27 protein-coding genes are annotated in these 16,833 nt (G+C 66.1%); all 27 read right to left on the bottom strand.

The features are described 5' to 3' along the window. Positions 1-90 precede the first annotated feature (90 nt). Positions 91-567: a 50S ribosomal protein L15 gene (gene rplO / locus NF556_RS04540; protein ID WP_252594308.1), complete on the bottom strand. Its 477-nt coding sequence runs from the start codon at positions 565-567 to the stop codon at positions 91-93. Positions 568-569: 2 nt separating this feature from the next. After that, positions 570-752 carry a 50S ribosomal protein L30 gene (gene rpmD, locus NF556_RS04535; protein ID WP_252594307.1) on the bottom strand — a complete coding sequence of 61 codons (183 nt, stop codon included), beginning with the start codon at positions 750-752 and terminating at the stop codon, positions 570-572. After that, the gene (gene rpsE / locus NF556_RS04530; protein WP_252594306.1) at positions 752-1,399 is read right to left on the bottom strand and encodes a 30S ribosomal protein S5; all 648 of its coding nucleotides are present in this window, start codon (positions 1,397-1,399) and stop codon (positions 752-754) included. Before rpsE ends, rpmD begins: the two co-directional genes overlap by 1 nt. Positions 1,400-1,433: 34 nt before the next feature. After that, a complete protein-coding gene (gene rplR, locus NF556_RS04525) occupies positions 1,434-1,808 on the bottom strand; it encodes a 50S ribosomal protein L18 (RefSeq protein WP_269759934.1) in 375 nt (124 codons plus the stop codon). A gap of 3 nt (positions 1,809-1,811) precedes the next feature. Beyond that, the gene (gene rplF / locus NF556_RS04520; protein WP_252594305.1) at positions 1,812-2,351 is read right to left on the bottom strand and encodes a 50S ribosomal protein L6; all 540 of its coding nucleotides are present in this window, start codon (positions 2,349-2,351) and stop codon (positions 1,812-1,814) included. 17 nt (positions 2,352-2,368) lie between these two features. Further along, positions 2,369-2,767, bottom strand: a complete 399-nt coding sequence (rpsH, locus tag NF556_RS04515; RefSeq protein ID WP_252594304.1) for a 30S ribosomal protein S8 — start codon at positions 2,765-2,767, stop codon at positions 2,369-2,371. 91 nt (positions 2,768-2,858) lie between these two features. After that, complete coding sequence (locus NF556_RS04510) at positions 2,859-3,044, bottom strand: type Z 30S ribosomal protein S14 (protein WP_143782484.1); 186 nt, start codon at positions 3,042-3,044, stop codon at positions 2,859-2,861. Positions 3,045-3,047: 3 nt separating this feature from the next. Then, positions 3,048-3,638 carry a 50S ribosomal protein L5 gene (rplE, locus tag NF556_RS04505; protein ID WP_269759935.1) on the bottom strand — a complete coding sequence of 197 codons (591 nt, stop codon included), beginning with the start codon at positions 3,636-3,638 and terminating at the stop codon, positions 3,048-3,050. Next, a complete protein-coding gene (gene rplX, locus NF556_RS04500; RefSeq protein ID WP_252594303.1) occupies positions 3,638-4,000 on the bottom strand; it encodes a 50S ribosomal protein L24 in 363 nt (120 codons plus the stop codon). Before rplX ends, rplE begins: the two co-directional genes overlap by 1 nt. A gap of 2 nt (positions 4,001-4,002) precedes the next feature. Further along, positions 4,003-4,371 (bottom strand): 50S ribosomal protein L14, encoded by a 369-nt coding sequence (gene rplN, locus NF556_RS04495; RefSeq protein ID WP_252594302.1) that lies wholly within the window; start codon positions 4,369-4,371, stop codon positions 4,003-4,005. A gap of 135 nt (positions 4,372-4,506) precedes the next feature. Next, complete coding sequence (rpsQ, locus tag NF556_RS04490; RefSeq protein ID WP_252594301.1) at positions 4,507-4,794, bottom strand: 30S ribosomal protein S17; 288 nt, start codon at positions 4,792-4,794, stop codon at positions 4,507-4,509. A gap of 2 nt (positions 4,795-4,796) precedes the next feature. Then, positions 4,797-5,063: a 50S ribosomal protein L29 gene (gene rpmC, locus NF556_RS04485; RefSeq protein ID WP_252594300.1), complete on the bottom strand. Its 267-nt coding sequence runs from the start codon at positions 5,061-5,063 to the stop codon at positions 4,797-4,799. Further along, the gene (gene rplP, locus NF556_RS04480) at positions 5,063-5,482 is read right to left on the bottom strand and encodes a 50S ribosomal protein L16 (RefSeq protein WP_252594299.1); all 420 of its coding nucleotides are present in this window, start codon (positions 5,480-5,482) and stop codon (positions 5,063-5,065) included. Before rplP ends, rpmC begins: the two co-directional genes overlap by 1 nt. Then, positions 5,482-6,336: a 30S ribosomal protein S3 gene (gene rpsC, locus NF556_RS04475; RefSeq protein WP_252594298.1), complete on the bottom strand. Its 855-nt coding sequence runs from the start codon at positions 6,334-6,336 to the stop codon at positions 5,482-5,484. The genes rplP and rpsC overlap by 1 nt, the downstream gene beginning before the upstream one ends. Beyond that, positions 6,336-6,698, bottom strand: a complete 363-nt coding sequence (rplV, locus tag NF556_RS04470) for a 50S ribosomal protein L22 (RefSeq protein WP_252595709.1) — start codon at positions 6,696-6,698, stop codon at positions 6,336-6,338. Before rplV ends, rpsC begins: the two co-directional genes overlap by 1 nt. 38 nt (positions 6,699-6,736) lie before the next feature. Continuing rightward, positions 6,737-7,018: a 30S ribosomal protein S19 gene (gene rpsS, locus NF556_RS04465; protein WP_252594297.1), complete on the bottom strand. Its 282-nt coding sequence runs from the start codon at positions 7,016-7,018 to the stop codon at positions 6,737-6,739. A gap of 19 nt (positions 7,019-7,037) precedes the next feature. Next, positions 7,038-7,874, bottom strand: a complete 837-nt coding sequence (gene rplB / locus NF556_RS04460) for a 50S ribosomal protein L2 (protein ID WP_252594296.1) — start codon at positions 7,872-7,874, stop codon at positions 7,038-7,040. A 40-nt stretch (positions 7,875-7,914) separates the two neighbouring features. Next, positions 7,915-8,220: a 50S ribosomal protein L23 gene (gene rplW, locus NF556_RS04455; protein ID WP_252594295.1), complete on the bottom strand. Its 306-nt coding sequence runs from the start codon at positions 8,218-8,220 to the stop codon at positions 7,915-7,917. Next, a complete protein-coding gene (gene rplD, locus NF556_RS04450; protein WP_252594294.1) occupies positions 8,217-9,197 on the bottom strand; it encodes a 50S ribosomal protein L4, sunset domain variant in 981 nt (326 codons plus the stop codon). The genes rplW and rplD overlap by 4 nt, the downstream gene beginning before the upstream one ends. A 4-nt stretch (positions 9,198-9,201) precedes the next feature. Beyond that, complete coding sequence (gene rplC, locus NF556_RS04445) at positions 9,202-9,858, bottom strand: 50S ribosomal protein L3 (protein ID WP_252594293.1); 657 nt, start codon at positions 9,856-9,858, stop codon at positions 9,202-9,204. Between the two features lie 11 nt (positions 9,859-9,869). Continuing rightward, on the bottom strand, positions 9,870-10,178 hold the full coding sequence (rpsJ, locus tag NF556_RS04440) for a 30S ribosomal protein S10 (RefSeq protein ID WP_006946210.1): 309 nt from the start codon (positions 10,176-10,178) through the stop codon (positions 9,870-9,872). A 484-nt stretch (positions 10,179-10,662) separates the two neighbouring features. Continuing rightward, positions 10,663-11,229 (bottom strand): YceI family protein, encoded by a 567-nt coding sequence (locus tag NF556_RS04435; RefSeq protein WP_252594292.1) that lies wholly within the window; start codon positions 11,227-11,229, stop codon positions 10,663-10,665. Between the two features lie 330 nt (positions 11,230-11,559). Next, positions 11,560-12,756 (bottom strand): elongation factor Tu, encoded by a 1,197-nt coding sequence (tuf, locus tag NF556_RS04430; RefSeq protein ID WP_252594291.1) that lies wholly within the window; start codon positions 12,754-12,756, stop codon positions 11,560-11,562. Positions 12,757-12,857: 101 nt separating this feature from the next. Continuing rightward, positions 12,858-14,960, bottom strand: coding sequence for an elongation factor G (fusA, locus tag NF556_RS04425; RefSeq protein WP_252594290.1), 2,103 nt, complete (start codon positions 14,958-14,960; stop codon positions 12,858-12,860). Between the two features lie 56 nt (positions 14,961-15,016). Further along, positions 15,017-15,487, bottom strand: coding sequence for a 30S ribosomal protein S7 (rpsG, locus tag NF556_RS04420; protein WP_252594289.1), 471 nt, complete (start codon positions 15,485-15,487; stop codon positions 15,017-15,019). Then, entirely contained in the window at positions 15,487-15,861 is a 375-nt protein-coding gene (rpsL, locus tag NF556_RS04415; RefSeq protein ID WP_252594288.1) for a 30S ribosomal protein S12, read from the bottom strand. Before rpsL ends, rpsG begins: the two co-directional genes overlap by 1 nt. A gap of 328 nt (positions 15,862-16,189) precedes the next feature. Further along, positions 16,190-16,798, bottom strand: coding sequence for a GNAT family N-acetyltransferase (locus NF556_RS04410; protein ID WP_252594287.1), 609 nt, complete (start codon positions 16,796-16,798; stop codon positions 16,190-16,192). Positions 16,799-16,833: the final 35 nt, after the last annotated feature.

The following is a 16,833-nucleotide window of genomic DNA, read 5'->3' as shown; positions in this document are numbered from 1 at the left end:
TGTGGCACTCCGGGGCTTCGTCAGGTCAGGGCGATCTGGGCGCCATGAGGCGCGGCACGGAGACGGTCGTCACCGTGTCGCAGTCTCATCTCAGGCCTCGGTGACCGAACCGCCGGCTGCCTCGATCTTCTCCTTGGCAGAGCTGGAGAAGCGAACGCCGGTGATCTGGACGGCAGCGGTGACCTCACCGGTGCCGAGGACCTTGACGGGCTGGCCCTTGCGGACCGCACCCTTGGCGACCAGGTCCTCGACGCTGACTGCCCCACCCTGCGGGAAGAGCTCGGACAACTTGTCGAGGTTCACGACCTGGTAGGTGGTCTTGAACCGGTTCTTGAAGCCGCGGAGCTTGGGCAGCCGCATGTGCAGCGGAGTCTGTCCACCCTCGAAGGCCTCGGGCACCTGGTAACGAGCCTTGGTGCCCTTGGTGCCACGACCGGCGGTCTTGCCCTTGGAGGCCTCACCGCGACCCACACGGGTCTTGGCGGTCTTGGCTCCAGGAGCGGGACGCAGGTGGTGCACCTTCAGTGCGCTGGTGCGGTCGGCACCCTTGTTGACGGTGTCAGCCATCGTCAGTCAACCTCCTCGACGGTCACCAGGTGGGCAACCGTGCGGACCATGCCCCGGAACTCCGGGCGGTCCTCCTTGACGACCGAGTGGCCAATGCGCTTGAGCCCCAATGAACGCAGGGTCTCGCGGTGCATGTGCTTGCCACCGATCTCGGACTTGATCTGGGTCACCTTGAACGTTGCCATCACGCACCTGCCTCTGCGCGCGCCTTGAGCATCGCGGCCGGGGCCACGTGCTCCAGGGGCAGACCACGGCGAGCCGCGACCGCCTCCGGCGGCTCAAGCTCCTTGAGGGCCTGCACCGCGGCGTGCACCACGTTGATCGCGTTGTCCGAACCCAGGGACTTGCTGAGCACGTCGTGGATGCCGGCGCACTCCAAGACCGCACGCACGGGGCCACCGGCAATCACACCGGTACCCGGGCTGGCCGGACGCAGCATCACGACGCCCGCAGCGGTCTCACCCTGCACCGGGTGCGGGATGGTGCCGGCAATGCGGGGGACGCGGAAGAAGTTCTTCTTGGCCTCCTCGACACCCTTGGCGATCGCCGCGGGCACCTCCTTGGCCTTGCCGTAGCCGACGCCCACGGTGCCGTCGCCATCGCCCACCACGACGAGCGCGGTGAAGCTGAAGCGGCGGCCACCCTTGACGACCTTGGCCACACGGTTGATCGTGACGACGCGCTCCAGATACTGGTTGCGCTCCTCTTCACGGCCTCCGCGACGGTTGTCTCGGTTGTCCCGGCCGCCGCGTCCGCCGCGACGGTCCGAGTTGTTGTCGGTGCCGCCGGCGGCACCGGTGGCACCGGTCCCACGGCGCTGGTTGTCAGCCATCAGACGGTCCTCTTCTCATTGCTCTTCATCGCGGTCACAGGGACAGACCGCCCTCTCGTGCGCCATCGGCGATCGCGGCGACGCGACCGGCGTAGCGGTTGCCGCCACGGTCGAAGACGACGGACTCGACACCGGCAGCCTTGGCGCGCTCAGCGACGAGCTCGCCGACGCGCTTGGCCTTCGCGGTCTTGTCGCCGTCCATCGCGCGCAGGTCAGCCTCCATCGTCGACGCCGACGCGAGCGTGGTGCTCGCGGAGTCGTCGACGAGCTGGACGAAGACGTGCCGCGAGGAGCGGTTCACGACCAGGCGCGGACGCTCGGTGGTGCCCACAACCTTCTTGCGCAGCCGGGTGTGCCGGCGGATGCGCGCAGCGTGCTTGCTGCTAGAGCGCTTGATGATCATTGCCATGGCTTACTTACCAGCCTTTCCGACCTTGCGGCGGATGTGCTCACCCTCGTAGCGCACACCCTTGCCCTTGTAGGGGTCGGGCTTGCGCAGCTTGCGGATGTTCGCAGCCACCTCGCCGACCTGCTGCTTGTCGATGCCGGACACGGCGAACCGGGTCGGGTTCTCGACCTGGAAGGAGATGCCCTCCGGGGCCTTCACCGTGATCGAGTGGGAGTAACCGAGGGCGAACTCGAGGTCGCTGCCCTTGGCCACGACGCGGTAACCCGTGCCGTGGATCTCCAACTTCTTGGTGTAGCCGTTGGTCACGCCCTCAACCATGTTGGCGATGAGGGAGCGGGTCAGGCCGTGCAACGAGCGCGACTCACGCGCGTCGTTCGGGCGAGCCACCTGCAGGCTGCCGTCCTCACCGGTCGTGACGGAGATCGGCTCAGCAACGTTGTGCTCAAGCTGGCCCTTGGGGCCCTTGACCTTGACGTTGCTGCCGTCGACGGTCACCTCCACGCCAGTGGGCACGGTGACCGGAAGTCGTCCAATACGAGACATGTCTTAATCCTCCGTTCTCACCAGACGTAGGCGAGGACTTCCCCACCCACGCCCTTCTGTGCCGCCTGCCGGTCGGTCAACAGGCCGGAGGAAGTGGAAATGATGGCCACACCGAGGCCGCCGAGGACCCGGGGCATGCCCGTGGACTTGGCGTAGACGCGCAGTCCAGGCTTGGACACGCGCCGCACTCCGGCGATGGAACGCTCCCGGTTGGGGCCGTACTTGAGGTCGATCAGCAGGGTCTTGCCCACCTCGGCGTCCTCGACGGACCAGCCGCCGATGTAGCCCTCGGCCTGCAGGATCTCCGAGATGTGTGACTTGAGTTTGGAGAACGGCATGCTCACCTGATCCTTGTGCGCCGAGTTGGCGTTTCGGATGCGGGTCAGCATGTCCGCGATCGGGTCGGTCATTGTCATTGGGCTTCGTGCCCTTCCTCACCGCGGTTTCAGCAGCCGGATCGGCTGCCGACCTGCGCTGTAGCAGTGCGTGGATGTATGGGGTGCGGGATTACCAGCTGGACTTGGTGACGCCGGGCAGCTCGCCCGCGTGCGCCATCTCGCGCAGGCAGATCCGGCACAGGCCGAACTTGCGGTAGACCGAGTGGGGGCGGCCACAGCGCTGGCAGCGCGTGTAGCCACGGACCTTGAACTTCGGCTTGCGGTTGGCCTTGTTGACTAGTGCAGTCTTCGCCACGGGTCAGTTCTCCTTGAACGGGAAGCCGAGGTGACGCAGCAGAGCGCGACCCTCGTCGTCGTTGGTGGCGGTGGTCACCACAGTGATGTCCATACCACGCACGCGGTCGATCTTGTCCTGGTCGATCTCGTGGAACATCGACTGCTCGTTCAGACCGAAGGTGTAGTTGCCCCGACCATCGAACTGCTTCGGGGACAGGCCACGGAAGTCGCGGATGCGCGGCAGCGCCAGGGACAGCAGACGGTCCAGGAACTCCCACATGCGGTCACCGCGCAGTGTGACGTGCGCGCCGATCGGCATGCCCTCGCGCAGCTTGAACTGCGCGATCGACTTGCGTGCCTTGGTCACGGCCGGCTTCTGACCGGTGATCGTGGCCAGGTCGCGGATGGCACCCTCGATCAACTTGCTGTCGCGGGCCGCCTCGCCGACGCCCATGTTCACGGTGATCTTGACGACCCCGGGAACCTGCATCGCGTTGGCGAAACCGAACTCAGAGAGCAGGGTTGCCTTGATCTCGTCGTTGTAGCGCTCCTTCAGACGCGGCATGCCGCGCTCGTCCGCAACGGTCGTCTCGGTGGTGGTCTCGGTCGTCATCACAGGTCCTTACCCGAGCGCACCGACACGCGGGTGCGCTGCTGCTTGGTCCGGCCGTCGCGCTCGATGCTCTCGACGCGGGTGCGGGTGCGGGTCGGCTTCTTGGTCTCGGGGTCCACGACGGCCACGTTGCTCACGTGAATCGGGGCCTCGACGACCTGGATGCCGCCGGTGTTGACACCCTGGTTGTCACCAGCCTTGGTGTGCTTGGTGACGCGGTTGATGCCCTCGACGAGGACCCGGTTGGTCTCCGGGTAGACGCCGATGACACGCCCCTGCTTGCCACGGTCGCCGCCCTTGGCCTGGATCCGGCCACTGATGACCTGCACCAGGTCGTTCTTCTTGATGCGAATGCGCGCCATGGTCAGATCACCTCCGGTGCCAGCGACACGATCTTCATAAACTTCTTCTCGCGCAGCTCGCGGCCCACCGGGCCGAAGATGCGGGTGCCCCGGGGGTCACCATCAGTCTTGAGGATCACGGCGGCGTTCTCATCGAACTTGATGTAGGAACCGTCGGGACGACGGCGCTCCTTCTTCGTGCGAACGATGACGGCCTTGACGACGTCACCCTTCTTCACGTTTCCACCGGGGATGGCGTCCTTGACGGCGGCAACGATGGTGTCACCCACGCCCGCGTAACGACGGCCAGAGCCACCGAGCACGCGGATGCAGAGGATCTCCTTCGCACCGGTGTTGTCCGCGACACGCAGTCGCGACTCCTGCTGGATCACTGTCAAACTCCTGTCGTCGAGCCGGTTCTCCCCCGGTGCACCCGGGCAAGCCTTGCCGAACGTTGTGGATGAATGGTCTTACGGTCCCCTGCGCTTTTGCAGGGGGTCCACGGGGGGCGGAAGCCCCCCGTGTGGTTACTTAGCCTTCTCGAGGATCTCCACGACGCGCCACCGCTTGGTCGCGGACAGCGGACGGGTCTCCATGATGAGGACACGGTCACCGATGCCGGCAGCGTTCTCCTCGTCGTGCGCCTTCACCTTGCTGTTCTGGCGCATGACCTTGCCGTAGAGGGCGTGCTTGACACGGTCCTCCACGGACACGACCACGGTCTTGTCCATCTTGTCGCTCACGACCAGGCCCTGACGAACCTTACGGTCGTTGCGACCGGCCTCGGCGGCCTGGGTCTCGATGTTTTCGGTCATCGTCAGCCCACCTTCTCCTTCGTGGTCTCCTCAGCCTCGGCCTCGGGCTCGCGCCCGATGCCGAGCTTGCGCTCGTTCATCTCGGTGTAGATGCGCGCGATGTCCTTGCGGACCGCACGCAGCCGACCGTGGCTCTCCAGCTGGCCGGTGGCCGACTGGAACCGCAGGTTGAACAGCTCCTTCTTGGCCCCGGCGAGGGCGTCCGCGAGAGCGCTGGCCTCCAGGCCACGCAACTGCTCGGGAGTCAGGTCATTGCTTCCGACCGCCATCAGATGTCACCACCCTCACGCGCGACGAAGCGGCACTTCATCGGCAGTTTGTGCATTGCCAGGCGCATGGCCTCACGAGCGACCTCTTCGGACACACCGGAGAGCTCGAACATGATCCGGCCCGGCTTGACGTTGGCGACCCACCACTCGGGCGAGCCCTTGCCGGAACCCATGCGGGTCTCAGCCGGCTTCTTGGTCAGCGGACGGTCCGGATAGATGTTGATCCAGACCTTTCCGCCACGCTTGATGAAGCGCGTCATCGCGATACGAGCGGACTCGATCTGACGGTTGGTGACGTAGGCCGGCTCGAGGGCCTGGATGCCGTAGTCACCAAAGACGATTGCGTTGCCACCCTTGGACTTACCACTGCGACCGGGGTGGTGCTGCTTGCGGTGCTTGACTCGACGTGGAATCAACATCAGGACTGCTCTCCCTCTGAACTAGCCGGGGCCTGCGTGGCCGGAGCCTCTGCGGCGGGAGCCTCAGCTGCCGGAGCCTCTGCGGCCGGAGCCTCAGTTGCGCCCTGGCCACCGTCGCGACGGTCACCGCGGCGCGGGCCACGGCCCGGGCGGTCGTCCCGACGCGGACGACCCGGACGGGACGGTGCGGCCGCCTGCTCGCGAGCGAGCTCCTTGGCGGTCATGTCGCCCTTGTAGATCCACACCTTGACACCGATGCGACCGAACGTCGTGCGGGCCTCGTAGAAGCCGTAGTCGATGTTGGCGCGCAGCGTGTGCAGCGGGACGCGACCCTCGCGGTAGAACTCCGAGCGGGACATCTCAGCGCCGCCGAGACGACCGGAGCACTGGATCCGGATGCCCTTGGCACCGGCGCGCAGAGCGGTCTGCATGCCCTTGCGCATCGCACGCCGGAAGGTCACGCGGGCAGCGAGCTGCTCGGCAATGCCCTGGGCGACGAGCTGAGCGTCGGTCTCGGGGTTCTTCACCTCGAGGATGTTCAGCTGGACCTGCTTGCCGGTGAGCTTCTCGAGCTCGCCGCGGATGCGGTCGGCCTCGGCGCCACGGCGACCGATGACGATGCCCGGGCGTGCGGTGTGGATGTCAACGCGGACCCGGTCACGGGTGCGCTCGATCTCAACCTTGCTGATGCCGGCCCGGTCCATGCCGGTCGACATGAGGTTGCGGATCGCCACATCCTCCTTGACGTAGTCGCGGTAGCGCTGACCCGGCTTGGTCGAGTCTGCGAACCAGCGGCTGCGGTGATCGGTCGTGATCCCCAGGCGATAGCCGTTTGGGTTGATCTTCTGCCCCATTAGCGGGCACCTCCCTGCTTCTCGCCCACCAGCACGGTGATGTGGCTGGTGCGCTTGAGGATGCGGCTGGCGCGGCCCTGGGCACGCGGGCGGAACCGCTTCATGGTCGGGCCCTCGTCAACGAAGGCCGCGGTGACGACGAGCGTGCGCTCGTCGAACGGCTGCGCGGTCTGCTCGGCGGCGTAGCGTGCGTTGGCGATGGCGCTGTTCAGCACCTTCAGCACCGGCTCGCTGGCGCCCTGCGGGGCGAAGCGCAGGATCGCGATCGCCTGGTCGGCCGACTTGCCGCGGATCATGTCCACGACACGGCGAGCCTTCTGCGGGGTGACACGGACGAACCGCGCCTGGGCCCTGGCTTCCATGGTGGCTTCCTCAATGGTGTTGGTGTTCCCCTGAGTGCTCATCGACGCCGCCCCTTCCGGTCGTCCTTCTCGTGACCCTTGAACGTGCGGGTCGGAGCGAACTCACCGAGCTTGTGGCCAACCATCGACTCGGTCACGAAGACCGGGATGTGCTTGCGGCCGTCGTGCACTGCCAGCGTGTGGCCGAGCATGTCGGGGGTGATCATGGACCGCCGGGACCAGGTCTTGATGACGCTCTTGGTGCCGGCTTCGTTTTGGGCATCAACCTTCTTGACGAGGTGGTCGTCAACGAAGGGACCCTTTTTCAGACTACGAGGCATGTGTTCGCTTGCTCCCTACTCAGCGCTTCTTGCCGGTGCGGCGGCGACGAACGATGAGCTTGTCGCTGGGCTTGTTCGGACGACGGGTGCGGCCCTCAGGCTGACCCCACGGGCTGACCGGGTGACGGCCACCGGAGGTCTTGCCCTCACCACCACCGTGCGGGTGGTCGACGGGGTTCATCACGACACCACGGACGGTCGGGCGCTTGCCCTTCCACCGCATGCGGCCGGCCTTGCCCCAGTTGATGTTGCTCTGCTCGGCATTGCCGACCTCGCCGATGCTGGCGCGGCAGCGAGCGTCCACGTTGCGGATCTCACCGGAGGGCATACGCAGCTGGGCGTAGGCACCCTCCTTGGCGACGAGCTGAACGCGGGTCCCGGCGGAACGGGCGATCTTCGCACCGCCACCGGGCTTGAGCTCGATGGCGTGGATGACCGTACCGACCGGGATGTTGCGCAGCGGCAGGTTGTTGCCCGGCTTGATGTCAGCCGAGGGGCCCTGCTCGATCGCGTCGCCCTGACGGAGGCGGTTCGGCGCAATGATGTAGCGCTTCTCGCCGTCCGCGTAGTGCAGCAGCGCGATGCGCGCGGTGCGGTTGGGGTCGTACTCGATGTGAGCGACCTTGGCCGGGATGCCGTCCTTGTCGTGACGACGGAAGTCGATCACGCGGTAGGCACGCTTGTGGCCACCACCGATGTGACGGGTGGTGATGCGCCCGGAGTTGTTGCGTCCACCGGACTTGGTCAGCGGACGGACCAGCGACTTCTCCGGCGTGGAGCGCGTCACCTCGACGAAGTCGGACACGCTGGAGCCACGACGGCCCGGCGTTGTCGGCTTGTGCTTACGAATAGCCATGATTACTTAAAGTCCTCGGTTCTCGTCTCGACTACCCGGCTCAGAGCGTGCCGAAGATGTCGATGGTGCCTTCGCGAAGCGTGACGATCGCCCGCTTGGTGTCCTTGCGCTTGCCGGTGCCGAACCGGGTGCGGCGGGTCTTGCCGACGCGGTTCAGGGTGTGGACCGACTCGACCTTGACGCCGAAGACGGACTCGACAGCGCGCTTGATCTCGGACTTGTTGGCCCGGGGGTCCACCACGAAGGTGTACTTGCCCTGGTCCAGCAGCGTGTAGGCCTTCTCAGAGACAACCGGGGAGATCAGGATCTCGCGCGGGTCCTTGTTGGCCTCGAGTGCGGTGCTCACTTGGTGCCCTCCTCATCGGTGCCGATCTCGGCGCCCGTGTCAGCGGACTGCGCAGCAGCTCCACCAGCTGGCTCGAAACCAGCGGCCGTCGCGGCCTCGGCGGTGCTGAACCACACCTCGGCAACCGTCTGGTCATACCAGCGGGAGCCCTCGACGTGGAACTTCATCGAGTCCTTGTTGCCCTTGACGGTGAACCCTGCGGGGGCCGCGCCGTCCTCGGTGGCCGGCGCCGACTCGGGGCCGAAGCCACCGTCGGTCAGCGTCGCAGCCTCGGTCGCCGCCGGGGCCGGAGCCTCAGCAACCTCAACCTCGGCAGCAGGTGCCACTGCGGTCTCGGCCGGTGCGGCCTCGACCTTGCGGCCCTCGATGAACGAGGTGAGTGCCGCCTGGGTGAAGACCACATCGTCGGCGCACAGCACGTCATAGGTGTTGAGCTGGTCGACGAAGAGCACGTGCACGTCCGCGAGGTTGCGCAGGCTCTTCAGACCGACCTCGTCCGCGCGGTCAATGACGACCAGCAGGTTCGGACGCTCGGTGAGGCCACTCAGTGCCGCGAACGCGGTCTTGGTGGACGGGGTCTGACCCTCCACCAGGGCGCTCAGGCAGTGGATGCGGCCGTGACGGGCCCGGTCAGACAGGGCACCGCGCAGAGCGGCGGCCTTCATCTTCTTGGGGGTCCGCTGGCTGTAGTCGCGCGGCTGCGGGCCGTGGACGATGCCACCGCCGGTGAACTGCGGCGCACGGATCGAGCCCTGGCGGGCGCGGCCGGTGCCCTTCTGGCGGTAGGGCTTGCGGCCACCACCGCGCACGTCGGCGCGGGTCTTGGTGGCGTGCGTGCCCTGGCGGGCCGCGGCCTGCTGGGCCACGACGACCTGGTGGATCAGCGGCACGTTGGTCTGCACGTCGAAGATCTCGGCGGGCAGCTCAACCGTGCCGGCGTCGCCACCGGTCGGCTTGGTGATGGTGATGGTCGTCATCGCGTCACGCCCCCTTGGCTGCCGTGCGGACGAGGACAACGCTGCCGCGCGGGCCGGGAACGGCGCCCTTGATCAGCAGCAGGCCCTTGTCCGCATCCACGGCGTGGATGGTGAGGTTCTGAGTGGTCTGGCGCTCGCCACCCATGCGGCCGGCCATCTTCTGACCCCGGAAGACACGCCCGGGGGTCGAAGCGCCGCCGATGGAGCCCGGCTTGCGGTGGTTGCGGTGTGCACCGTGCGAAGCGCTGACACCGTGGAAGCCGTGGCGCTTCATGACGCCAGCGAAGCCCTTGCCCTTGGTCTTCCCGGTGATGTCGACGCTCTGGCCGCCCTCGAAGGTGTCGGCCGAGAACTCCTGGCCGATCTCGTAGTCAGCGGCATCGCTGGTGCGCAGCTCGGCAACGTAGCGGCGGGGGGTGACCCCGGCCTTCTCGAAGTGACCCTTGGTGGGCTGGTTGACCTTGCGGGGGTCAATGGCGCCAAAGGCGATCTGGATCGCGTTGTAGCCGTCGGTCTCGGCGTTGCGGACCTGCGTCACGACGCAGGGGCCGGCCTTGATGACGGTCACGGGCACCAGGCGGTTGTCGGCATCCCAAACCTGGGTCATGCCGAGCTTCTCGCCGAGGACGCCCTTGACGGCGCGTTCGGTAGTAGCAGTCATAGGTGGTGCCCTTACAGCTTGATCTCGATGTTGACATCTGCCGGCAGGTCGAGACGCATCAGCGAGTCAACCGCCTTGGGCGTCGGGTCGACGATGTCGATCAGACGCTTGTGCGTGCGCATCTCGAAGTGCTCGCGGCTGTCCTTGTACTTGTGGGGCGACCGGATGACGCAGAACACGTTCTTCTCCGTCGGCAGCGGCACAGGGCCCACCACGGTCGCGCCGGCACGGGTGACCGTGTCGACAATCTTGCGCGCCGAGCTGTCGATGACCTCGTGGTCATAGGACTTCAGCCGGATGCGGATCTTTTGTCCCGCCATCGCTTGTCTGACTCTCTCTCGTCGTACTACTGGCATTGGCCGTCCAGGTGGTCTCCGACCCCCGCGGTCGGGCGTGTCGCCCTCTTGCCGGGCACCAGAAGCTCAAATACGCTTCTGGTGATGGTGTTCGGAGCCCGATCTGGCCGGGGCTTGAGCTGCCATGCCCGCTCCCCAGCACCCGAGTGGGCGCCTTCCAAGCGTGCTAGATGGCTGACGGAACCAACGTGGGTCAGCGCCGTGCGTCAAGCAACCTGTCTATAGTGCCATGACTCGGCGGCACAGCCCAAATCGAGGCGATGAGATCCGCTGCACACTGGCTCCGCCGTGCTAGTGGCACCGCCCGCGCGAGTCAGCGACTCCAGCCAACGGCGTCGTGCCACGACGGTCATCCGTGCCCGGTTCTGCACGCCGTCGTGCCACATCAGTCATCCGCGCCCGGTCATGCACGCCGTCCCCCACCGAGGCACGTAGGCCGAGGTGTGACTCAGGCGGGGTCGTCGCCCTCAACCTTGATGGCGGAGATCTCAAACTCCAGCGTCACCTTCTCGGAGACCAGAACCCCGCCCGCGTCGAGGGGCATGTTCCACTCCAGGCCGTAGTCGCGGCGGTTCAACCGCCGGGTGGCCTCGAAGCCTGCGCGCAGGTTGCCCATCGGGTCGCGGTTGATGCCGAGCAGCTCGATGGGGATCGCCACCTGTTTGGTCGTGCCGCGGATCGTCAGGTCCCCCACCACCATGAAGTTGCCCTCCTCGACCTCGTCGATCGTGCTGCTGACGAAGGTGATCTCGGGGTGGTTGTCGACATCAAAGAAGTCGGCGCTGCGCAGATGGGCGTCGCGCTTGTCGTTGCGGGTGTCGACGCTGCCCGCCCCCAGGTGCACCCGGACGCTCGAGGCGCTGAGGTCGTCCACGTTCAGGTCGATGACGCCCTTGACGTCATTGAAGGCGCCGCGCACCGTGGTGATCATCGCGTGCCTGGCCGAGAAGCCGACCCGGGTGTGCTCGGGGTCAAAGTGCCACTGGCCGCTCATCGAGGCGTCAAGGTCTGCCACGGGTTCTCCTTCGATCGGTCCGGGCGCCGATCAGGGGACAGCGCCTCCGGCAACCTACCGCGTGTCGCGCACGGTGCCGTCATCGTTGCTGCGTGTCCGGTGCTGGAGCCCCATTGTTGCCGCGCCGATCCCGCACCAGCGCCAGAGAGCGGTCCGTGCTGGACGGAACCCCATTGTTGCCGCGCCAATCCCGCACCGGTGCCAGAGATAGCGAAAGGGCCCGCAACCTCAACAGGTTGCGGGCCCTTCCTTGTGCTGTTCAGCTCAGGCTGTTCTGCTCGTGCAGGTCAGCTCGTGCTGAGCGGCTGTTGCCGGTCGCCCGGCGTGAGATCACTTGATGATCTTGGTGACCCGGCCGGCGCCGACGGTGCGGCCGCCCTCGCGGATCGCGAACTCGAGGCCTTCCTCCATCGCGATCGACTGGATCAGGTCAACGGTCATCTCGGTGTTGTCACCGGGCATGACCATCTCGGTGCCCTCGGGCAGGTGCACGACACCGGTGACGTCCGTGGTCCGGAAGTAGAACTGCGGACGGTAGTTGTCGTAGAACGGCGTGTGACGGCCACCCTCGTCCTTGCCCAGGATGTAGACGTTGGCCTCGAACTCGGTGTGCGGGGTGATCGAGCCCGGCTTGCAGATGACCTGCCCGCGCTCGACGTCCTCACGCTTGGTGCCGCGCAGCAGCAGACCGACGTTCTCGCCCGCACGACCCTCGTCGAGCAGCTTGCGGAACATCTCGATGCCGGTGACGGTGGTCTTCTGGGGCGGGCCCTCCTGGATGCCAACGATCTCGATCTCCTCGTTGACGTTGAGGATGCCGCGCTCGATGCGACCGGTGACGACGGTGCCACGACCGGTGATCGTGAAGACGTCCTCAACGGGCATCAGGAACGGCTTGTCGGTCTCGCGGACCGGCTCCGGGATGAACTCGTCGATGGCGTCCATGAGGCCCAGGAGCTTTGCGCCCCACTCGGCGTCGCCCTCCAGCGCCTTCAGCGCGGAGACCTGAACGACCGGCAGGTCGTCGCCCGGGAAGTCGTAGGAGGACAGCAGTTCGCGGACCTCCATCTCGACGAGCTCCATGATCTCCTCGTCGTCGACCATGTCGGACTTGTTCAGCGCGACGACGATGTAGGGAACGCCGACCTGGCGGGCCAGGAGGACGTGCTCCTTGGTCTGCGGCATCGGGCCGTCGGTGGCGGCGACGACCAGGATCGCACCGTCCATCTGGGCCGCACCGGTGATCATGTTCTTCACGTAGTCGGCGTGACCCGGGCAGTCGACGTGCGCGTAGTGGCGCTTCTCGGTCTGGTACTCGATGTGCGAGATCGAGATCGTGATGCCGCGCTGCTTCTCCTCGGGCGCCTTGTCGATCGTGTCGAACGCCGAGGACTCGTTGAGGTCCGGGTACTTGTCGTGCAGGACCTTGGAGATGGCAGCCGTCAGCGTCGTCTTGCCGTGGTCGATGTGCCCGATCGTACCGATGTTGACGTGCGGCTTGCTCCGCTCGAACTTGGCCTTAGCCACTTGGGTCCTCCTCAGGACTGTGTTGTGTCATCGCCACTGTCTCTAGTCATGGTGGCGACATCTTGCAAGTTGTGGTGAAACTCCGGTGGGGAGTCTACTGCTCACTCACCACGGATTTTCTTAATGATCTCCTCCGCGACGTTCCGGGGAACCTCGGCGTAGGAGTCGAACTGCATCGTGTAGTTGGCACGACCCTGGGTCTTGGACCGAAGGTCACCAACGTACCCGAACATCTCGGACAGAGGAACCACGGCCTTGACGACCTTGGCACCACTGATGTCCTCCATGGCCTGGATCTGGCCACGGCGGGAGTTCAAGTCACCGATCACGTCACCCATGTAGTCCTCGGGGGTGCGCACCTCGACGGCCATCACGGGCTCAAGCAGGACCGGGTCCGCCTTGCGGACGGCCTCCTTGAGGATCATGGAGCCGGCGATCTTGAACGCCATCTCCGAGGAGTCGACGTCGTGATAGGCGCCGTCGAGCAGGGTGGCCTTGATCCCGACGAGCGGGTAGCCAGCCAGGACGCCGAGCTGCATGGCCTCCTGGATGCCCTGGTCGATGCTGGGGATGTACTCCCGCGGGATGCGCCCACCGGTGACGGAGTTGTCGAAGGTGTACAGCTCGCCCTCGGACGTGTCCAACGGCTCGAAGGTCATCTGCACCTTGGCGAACTGGCCCGAGCCACCCGTCTGCTTCTTGTGGGTGTAGTCGTACTTCACCACGGGGCGACGGATCGTCTCGCGGTAGGCCACCTGCGGCGCACCGACGTTGGCCTCGACCTTGAACTCCCGCTTCATGCGGTCGACCAGGATGTCGAGGTGGAGCTCACCCATGCCACCGATGATGGTCTGGCCGGTTTCGTCGTCGAGGCGAACGGTGAAGGTGGGGTCCTCCTGGGCCAGCTTCTGGATCGCGACGCCGAGCTTTTCCTGGTCACCCTTGGTCTTGGGCTCGATGGCCACGTGGATGACCGGCTCCGGGAAGGTCATCGACTCAAGGATGATCTGCTCACTCATGTCGCACAGGGTGTCACCAGTGGTGGTGTCCTTCAGGCCAATGACTGCGTAGATGTGCCCTGCCGAAACCTTATCGACGGGGTTTTCCTTGTTGGCGTGCATCTGGAACAGCTTGCCCAGACGCTCCTTCTTGCCCTTGGTCGAGTTCATGACCGGCTGTCCGGCGACGATCTCACCCGAGTAGACCCGGATGTAGGTCAGCGTCCCGAAGAACGGGTGGGTCGCGATCTTGAAGGCCAGCGCCGCGAAGGGCTCGTCGGTGCTCGGCTTCCGTGAGATCACGGTCTCCTCGTCACCGGGCTTGTGGCCCTCGGTCGGCGGCAGGTCAACCGGGCTGGGCAGGTAGTCGACGACCGCGTCGAGCAGGGGCTGGACGCCCTTGTTCTTGAAGGCCGTGCCACAGAAGACCGGGTTGACCTCGCTGGCCAGCGTCAGCTTGCGCACGCCGGCCTTGATCTCGTCCTCGGTCAGCTCCTCGCCACCGAGGAACTTCTCCAGCAGCTCGTCATCGGACTCGGCGACCCGCTCGACCAGCAGGGCGCGGTATTCGTCCGCCTTGGCCTGCAGGTCGGCCGGGATGTCCTCCACGTCGTAGTCCTCGCCCAGCGCGGTCTCGCCGTGCCAGGTCAGGGCCTTCATGCGCACCAGGTCGACGACGCCGACGAAGTCAGCCTCGGCACCGATCGGCAGCTGCATGACCAACGGGGTGGCACCGAGCCGGTCCACGATGGTCTTCACCGAGAAGTAGAAGTCCGCGCCCATCTTGTCCATCTTGTTGATGAAGCACATGCGCGGGACGCCGTAGTTGTCGGCCTGACGCCACACGGTCTCGGACTGCGGCTCGACACCTTCCTTGCCGTCGAACACGGCAACGGCACCATCGAGGACGCGCAGGTTGCGCTCGACCTCAACGGTGAAGTCCACGTGGCCGGGCGTGTCGATCAGGTTGATCTGGTGGCCCTTCCAGAAGCTGGTGACGGCCGCGGAGGTGATGGTGATCCCCCGCTCCTTCTCCTGCTCCATCCAGTCGGTTGTCGACGCACCGTCGTGGGTCTCGCCCATCTTGTGCTTGACACCGGAGTAGAACAGGATCCGCTCGGTGGTCGTCGTCTTGCCGGCATCGATGTGGGCCATGATGCCGATGTTGCGGACCATCTTCAGGTCCGTCAGAACGTCGATTGCCACAGTTTCTCTTCTCTAGCTCGTTGCGTATGTCAGGTGGTTGCCGGTGGGGACCAGCGTCACCAGCGGTAGTGCGCGAAGGCCTTGTTGGCCTCGGCCATCTTGTGGGTGTCCTCGCGGCGCTTGACCGCGGCGCCCAGACCATTACTGGCGTCCAGGATCTCGTTCATCAGGCGCTCGGTCATCGTCTTCTCACGACGCTGACGGGAGTAGCCGACCAGCCAGCGCAGGGCCAGCGTGGTGGAACGGCCCGGCTTGACCTCGATCGGGACCTGGTAGGTCGCGCCACCAACGCGGCGGCTCTTGACCTCCAGCGCGGGGCGGATGTTGTCCAGACCACGCTTGAGCGTGGCGACGGGGTCCGTGCCGGTCTTGGCGCGGACGCCCTCCATCGCGCCATAGACGATGGTCTCGGCGACGGACTTCTTGCCGTCGACCAGGATCTTGTTGACGAGCTGGGTGACCAGGGTGGACCCGTAGACGGGGTCGGAGATCAGCGGACGCTTGGGAGCGGGGCCCTTACGAGGCATTACTTCTTCTCCTTCTTCGTCCCGTAACGGGAGCGGGACTGGTTGCGGCCCTTGACACCCTGGGTGTCGAGGGAGCCGCGGACGATCTTGTAACGGACACCCGGCAGGTCCTTCACACGGCCACCGCGCACGAGCACGATGGAGTGCTCCTGCAGGTTGTGACCGACACCCGGGATGTAGGCCGTGACCTCGATGCCGCTGGTCAGCTTCACGCGAGCGACCTTGCGCAGGGCAGAGTTCGGCTTCTTCGGGGTGGTGGTGTAGACGCGGGTGCAGACACCGCGCCGCTGCGGGTTGCCCTTCAGGGCAGGACTGTCACTCTTCTTGACCTTGTCCTGGCGTCCCTTGCGGACGAGCTGGTTAATAGTGGGCACTGATTCTCCGTCAGTCGATGTTGTCTGCGTGATCCGCCAGCACGACGGTTCACGCTCCTTGATCTGGCCGGCGCTCCACCCCCGAACCCGGGTGTGTCACGACGGTGCTCCCCCCTGCACTTCCCCAAACGGCCACGGCACCACCCATCATGGATGGGGATGGATGGCCGCGCAGAGCTGCCCGGCGAGAGGTGGTGGTCGTCGAGACCTAGCCCGACGACACGCGCGCAGGGAAGACCCTACGCACACAAGCCTCAAGACTACCGGCGGCCGTGGCATGCGCCAAATCACGCCGGGCTCTCACCTGCGGTCCTCTGCGAGCGGTGACCTACGGCATACGCGCAGGTGCACCCAGCCGGCTCCAGAGCTGATCGTCCCACCAACTCAACCCGTCCGGTGCGAGCACTGCCGCGCGGTCGCACCCGTCCTGGGTGAAGCCCAGTCGGGCGAGCAGCCTGGCCGACGCGGTCGCGGGCGCGAAGACCCGCGCCGTCACTCTCCGGACGCCACCGGGGCCGAGCACAAGCTCGAGCACGGTTCCCGCGCTCTCGGTCGCCAGTCCCTGCCCGTGCACGGCCGGGTGGAAGGCATAGCCGAGGCCGGCGTCCACGTGCCTGGTCGTCGCCGGCCGCATCGCCGCGCTGGGACGGCACCAGACTCGCACGTCGCCGACCACCTGGCCGTCCTGCTCACACACCACCGTCACGGCCGCTCGGTCTTTTCGCCATCCCGCAACGAGTTCGCCCACCTGCTCACGGCTCAACGGCGGGTGCCCCAGATAGCGGGTGACCTCTGGCAGCCCCCGATAGGCGTGGACGGCCTCGACGTCGCCCACCCGCACCTCGCGCAGCACGCACCGCCCGGTGGTCACTGGCAGCGCGCTCCGCAGCATCGACACGACTCGGTCGACGTCCTCGGACCGCTCTGCACCGTTCACGGGCGTTCACTCTGTCACGCTCGTGCGCCCTGTGA

This window comes from Ornithinimicrobium faecis (assembly GCF_023923225.1).
GTDB classification, from domain to species: domain Bacteria; phylum Actinomycetota; class Actinomycetes; order Actinomycetales; family Dermatophilaceae; genus Ornithinicoccus; species Ornithinicoccus faecis.
This window is presented reverse-complemented; position numbering and strand designations above follow the sequence as displayed.

What these genes read in the sequence shown, in the direction of transcription:
- rplF (WP_252594305.1), bottom strand. Translation starts at nt 2,351, where the DNA reads ATGTCTCGTATTGGACGACTTCCGGTCACCGTGCCCACTGGCGTGGAG.
- rplO (WP_252594308.1), bottom strand. Translation starts at nt 567, where the DNA reads ATGGCTGACACCGTCAACAAGGGTGCCGACCGCACCAGCGCACTGAAG.
- rpsC (WP_252594298.1), bottom strand. Translation starts at nt 6,336, where the DNA reads ATGGGGCAGAAGATCAACCCAAACGGCTATCGCCTGGGGATCACGACC.
- rpmD (WP_252594307.1), bottom strand. Translation starts at nt 752, where the DNA reads ATGGCAACGTTCAAGGTGACCCAGATCAAGTCCGAGATCGGTGGCAAG.
- rpsQ (WP_252594301.1), bottom strand. Translation starts at nt 4,794, where the DNA reads ATGACCGAAAACATCGAGACCCAGGCCGCCGAGGCCGGTCGCAACGAC.
- rpsG (WP_252594289.1), bottom strand. Translation starts at nt 15,487, where the DNA reads ATGCCTCGTAAGGGCCCCGCTCCCAAGCGTCCGCTGATCTCCGACCCC.
- rplE (WP_269759935.1), bottom strand. Translation starts at nt 3,638, where the DNA reads ATGACGACCGAGACCACCACCGAGACGACCGTTGCGGACGAGCGCGGC.
- rplD (WP_252594294.1), bottom strand. Translation starts at nt 9,197, where the DNA reads ATGACGACCATCACCATCACCAAGCCGACCGGTGGCGACGCCGGCACG.
- rpsH (WP_252594304.1), bottom strand. Translation starts at nt 2,767, where the DNA reads ATGACAATGACCGACCCGATCGCGGACATGCTGACCCGCATCCGAAAC.
- rplC (WP_252594293.1), bottom strand. Translation starts at nt 9,858, where the DNA reads ATGACTGCTACTACCGAACGCGCCGTCAAGGGCGTCCTCGGCGAGAAG.
- rpsS (WP_252594297.1), bottom strand. Translation starts at nt 7,018, where the DNA reads ATGCCTCGTAGTCTGAAAAAGGGTCCCTTCGTTGACGACCACCTCGTC.
- rplV (WP_252595709.1), bottom strand. Translation starts at nt 6,698, where the DNA reads ATGGAAGCCAGGGCCCAGGCGCGGTTCGTCCGTGTCACCCCGCAGAAG.
- rpsJ (WP_006946210.1), bottom strand. Translation starts at nt 10,178, where the DNA reads ATGGCGGGACAAAAGATCCGCATCCGGCTGAAGTCCTATGACCACGAG.
- rpsE (WP_252594306.1), bottom strand. Translation starts at nt 1,399, where the DNA reads ATGGCTGACAACCAGCGCCGTGGGACCGGTGCCACCGGTGCCGCCGGC.
- rplB (WP_252594296.1), bottom strand. Translation starts at nt 7,874, where the DNA reads ATGGCTATTCGTAAGCACAAGCCGACAACGCCGGGCCGTCGTGGCTCC.
- rplP (WP_252594299.1), bottom strand. Translation starts at nt 5,482, where the DNA reads ATGTTGATTCCACGTCGAGTCAAGCACCGCAAGCAGCACCACCCCGGT.
- rplR (WP_269759934.1), bottom strand. Translation starts at nt 1,808, where the DNA reads ATGGCAATGATCATCAAGCGCTCTAGCAGCAAGCACGCTGCGCGCATC.
- rplX (WP_252594303.1), bottom strand. Translation starts at nt 4,000, where the DNA reads ATGGCGCGCATTCGCATCAAGAAGAACGACCTGGTGCAGGTCATCAGT.
- rpmC (WP_252594300.1), bottom strand. Translation starts at nt 5,063, where the DNA reads ATGGCGGTCGGAAGCAATGACCTGACTCCCGAGCAGTTGCGTGGCCTG.